Genomic DNA, 4,043 nt, shown 5'->3' with positions numbered 1-4,043 from the left:
CTACTCTTTTTTCAAGCTTTGCTTTAGCCTTTTTTACTTTTTCACAAACGTGGTACATAGCAAAAACATTAAACCTTGAAGCTTCACTCGGTGTTGTTTTCGTAGCTCTTAGTGTTCCAAGGCTTATTTTTATGATTATCGGCGGCGCTGTAGCTGATAAATTCCCGAAAAAAAACATTATGTTTTACTCCAATATTATTCGAGCGATTCTTGTTGCAACCATTCTCACATGGTTTATCGTTGGTGATGTAACACTATATACATTTGCTTTATTCGCTTTATTCTTTGGACTTGCCGATGCTTTCTTCTGGTCAGCAGATGGATCTATCTTACCGGAATTGGTAGAAAAAAGCCGGTTAACACAAGCGAATTCACTTACACAAATGACGAACCAAGCATCGGTCATCTTAGGCCCTGTACTTGGCGGAATTCTTATCAAATTCACAAACTACGAGACAATATTTTCTATTACAATTTTATTACTGATTGTCGCGGCCATACTCGTTCAAAAAATACAATTTACGATGCCAGAACTAAAAGATACGGATAAAGGTATGTTCACTTCCATTAAAGAAGGAATCTTATATGTAAAGGAATCACCATTCCTTTCAACTTTCCTTATTTGTAGCGCCTTTTTAAACTTATTTTTGATCGGCCCGATGCAAGTTGGTTTCCCGCTTTTTGTTAAAAACGTGCTGCATGGTGATTCACTCCAGTTTAGTTACTTAGAAGCATCTGTAGGCGGCGGAATGGCAATCGGTGCTGTCATTGTCGGTTTAAGAAATATTAATCGTAGGCGCGGTCTTTTTTGTATTATCATGATGCTATTGTCTGGTGTATTCTTCTTAGCCATCAACTTTAGCACCGTACTTTGGCAAGCACTATTAGCCGGCATGTTTTATGGTATTACAATTGCAATGGCTATCGTTCCGCTTATGGCGATGATTCAATCGACAGTAAAAGAGGAAATGATGGGACGCGTAATGAGCTTACTTATGCTATCATCAATGGGCTTTATCCCGCTCTCTTATGCATTCACATCAATCGCACTTGCACTGGGAATTCCAATCGTAACCGTTATGAAAAGCGGTGCAATTGCTGTTATCGTCTTCGTACTATTTGTAGCGATTCGTGTTCCAGTTGTAAGAAAGTTCGACTAGCTACTTGGAGTCATGTATTATACGCATGGCTCCTTTTTAAATGGATCAAATAACGCTATCCCCTTACTTCTTCTCAGTGCTGCTCCCCATTCTAATCCAACCTCTAAAAATAAATCTCGCACTGTACTATATAAAAGTGCCTTCACATTTTTACGGATTTCCCCGTATTTATAAGCTCTCACGACACTCTTCACTCGCCAAATGAAATTTCCATACACTTCTTCATCAGCTAATATTTGCTCTAGTAAAACACCTTGCTCTAGCAATCCGCTCTTTTTATATGCAAGTTCTACCTTACTCCAAAATATATTAATCTTCTTCGGATTACTCGTCATCGGCAGAAGTGCGTATATAAAAGGCTTCGGTATATCATGACGGCAATACGTCTCATCAAGCTCGTACGTTATTTTTCTTTTCTCTTTTATTTGTGGAATGTTTTTAGAAAGAATTGTTTCCCTCTCGTTTTTTTGTTCCTTTCCGCTACAGCCAGCTGCATAATCCTCACTTTTACAAGCGGACATTTTCATACGGTCATCCATGCGGTCAATTGCAGATATAAGAAAAATATATAAATTCGCACTATACCCGCCGCGCTTATGTCTTTCTTTTGTTGCAACACGCTTTATAATTCCTAGTCCCTCTAACTTTGCAATTGAACGGCGTACTGTACGAATACTCTTTCCAACATTCTTCGCAATCGTCTCCATTAACGGACAGGCGACTCCTACTGTTTTTTGTTTCTCATTCACCGCATACTTTCCTAAAAAATGAATAATGATAGAATCAGTTTTATTCAATTGAAATCGGTAGCACTTCAAAACTTGTTTTTGATATGTATTAAACTCTTCTTTACTTCGAAATTCACTATATGGTTTCATTAAATTATATAAGCTTCCCATTTATATCACCTCATTTATAAGTAAGAGGCAGGAAGAGAATTTGGCGTGGAATTTAATATTTTTTTAATGGAGATGAAAATATGATCGTAATTAGCGCTTGTTTAGGTGGTATCGCTTGTCGATATGACGGAAATGACAATCTCGTTTCAAAAATAGAGGAGCTTCTGCAAAAAGAAGATACCGTCCTCATTTGTCCTGAAGTATTAGGGGGACTACCAACGCCTCGTCCTTCCGCTGAAATTATTGGCGGGAATGGCGACGACGTTTTGGACGGAAAAGCGAAAGTGATGACAAAAGATGGTGAAGATGTCACAGAAGCTTTCGTAAATGGCGCTTATAAAGCATTAGAACAAATTAAAAATTTACAACCAGAATATATTATTTTAAAGGAACGTAGTCCATCTTGTGGTAGTTCTACGATTTATACTGGAGAATTTAACGGTAATAAGCAAACTGGTTACGGGGTAACTACTGCTTTATTTAAAAGATACGGATTTAAAGTCTTTTCAGAAGAAGAATTTGAAAGCAAAAAAAGGAATTGACCTGTTCGTCAATTCCTTTTCTATCTGTCTTATTTCACGCCTAATTTTTCTTTCACTTTCGCTGGAAGCTCGTCTTTCTTCACTTCTTCCCAAGCTGTTACACCTTTTTTATCTGAGTTGTATACGCGTAGGAATGCTTCTTTACGAAGGTTTTTTTGTGCTGTGAATTCCAATTCTTTTTCTTCTCCACCTTTATCGAATCCTTTTAATTTATACTCGAAATATTTATGTGGCTCTCCGTTATCAAACTTCTCATTTTTTTCAATTCCATCAGCTTTAATTTGAAGATAATACTCATCTTTTCCTAAACGATTAATATCACAACCAACTAACAGACTTGCAAATACAACTAAAATACTAAATAGTGCAATGTATCTTTTCATTTCCTTCACCTCATATGTTTTTCTTATATTCTTATCTTAAAGCGCAGAGCTTAAAGAAGAAATTCAAAAACATGACATGAACATTACACTTTTGTAAGATAATAATTATTTCTTCACTTTAGAAATCTTCATTCCATCACCAATTGGAACGAGTACAGATTCTAAATGCAAGTCGTTTTCTATTATTTCATTAAACTTCTTCATAACTTCTGTATAACGTTTTTGTTTCGCACACTCATCACCTACACTACCGCCAATAACGTCTTTCACGCCAATTTCGCCACTTATCACGTAATTTCCTTATACCGTTTATTACGCCTTCTATTATGCCCTCAATTATAATCTCTATTACAAGATATCTCACTAAACTAATAATAGGTTTAATTACGTATCTCCCTATGAATTCAAGAATATCCTCCATCATATTTTCCTCCTTCTTTCAAAAGGAAGCTGCTACTACGCGTCCTCTTACGTTCAGTTACAACCGCTGTCCTACTGCGATATATACCAACAAGAATAATACGACAACAACATCCACAATAACGCTATTGAATTTGGAAGAAACTTCGGTAAATACTGATACTATAGTTAACATGGCTAATAAAAACACTTTCCATCTATATTCGGGTATGCTCCCAAAAACTTTATAAAATCAACGAAAACTTTACTACAACTCTTCCCGTAACTAATTTATTATCGTGGTAAACCGTCTTCCACTACATCCGTAACAGTTCCATTCGGTTCAAAGATTACACGTAATGATCCTTCTCCACCATAACCAGTATAGTCATATACTGAATAAGATTTATATTTCTCAATCACATGTGGCTGTCCAATTGCAGCTTTTACCTGATTCGCAGGCATACCTTTTTTGATTTTCAAATAGTGATTGTAACTTACTGCTGCCGAATTGTTATTTACATCTTTATACCACGGTACACGATCGTTTTTTTCTTCATATTCCTTTACAGGCTCTTCAATACGTTTCGTAGATACCCGATTCTCTTTACCTTTCTCTGTATCTTTCTCTGTATCTTTCTCTGTATCTTTCTCTGTATC

At 36.3% G+C, this 4,043-nt stretch carries 5 protein-coding genes and 1 pseudogene; 2 read left to right on the top strand and 4 right to left on the bottom strand.

Annotated features, from left to right (window positions below):
- Positions 1-1,160: MFS transporter (locus MR167_RS30845; RefSeq protein ID WP_242316191.1), on the top strand; the 1,160-nt coding region annotated here is incomplete at its 5' end.
- Positions 1,161-1,177: 17 nt separating this feature from the next.
- Here MR167_RS30845 and MR167_RS30840 read toward each other — a convergent pair.
- The gene (locus tag MR167_RS30840; RefSeq protein WP_000535257.1) at positions 1,178-2,059 is read right to left on the bottom strand and encodes a helix-turn-helix domain-containing protein; all 882 of its coding nucleotides are present in this window, start codon (positions 2,057-2,059) and stop codon (positions 1,178-1,180) included.
- A gap of 80 nt (positions 2,060-2,139) precedes the next feature.
- On the opposite strand from MR167_RS30840, the gene MR167_RS30835 reads away from it, so the two are divergent.
- Positions 2,140-2,601: a 2-thiouracil desulfurase family protein gene (locus MR167_RS30835; RefSeq protein WP_000635492.1), complete on the top strand. Its 462-nt coding sequence runs from the start codon at positions 2,140-2,142 to the stop codon at positions 2,599-2,601.
- 29 nt (positions 2,602-2,630) lie between these two features.
- Here MR167_RS30835 and MR167_RS30830 read toward each other — a convergent pair whose 3' ends face one another.
- The 3 genes and pseudogenes from MR167_RS30830 to MR167_RS30815 form a co-directional block, all read right to left on the bottom strand.
- Entirely contained in the window at positions 2,631-2,984 is a 354-nt protein-coding gene (locus tag MR167_RS30830) for a YxeA family protein (protein WP_000833121.1), read from the bottom strand.
- 105 nt (positions 2,985-3,089) lie between these two features.
- Positions 3,090-3,275 (bottom strand): O-methyltransferase, encoded by a 186-nt coding sequence (locus tag MR167_RS30825; RefSeq protein WP_015945918.1) that lies wholly within the window; start codon positions 3,273-3,275, stop codon positions 3,090-3,092.
- Positions 3,276-3,677: 402 nt separating this feature from the next.
- Positions 3,678-4,043 (bottom strand): annotated as a pseudogene (locus tag MR167_RS30815) (hypothetical protein); the annotation flags it as partial.

The sequence above is a fragment of the Bacillus cereus group sp. BfR-BA-01355 genome (assembly GCF_022663675.1).
GTDB lineage: Bacteria > Bacillota > Bacilli > Bacillales > Bacillaceae_G > Bacillus_A > Bacillus_A thuringiensis_S.
Note: the sequence above shows the minus strand (reverse complement) of the source record. Positions and strands in the feature narration are given on the sequence as shown.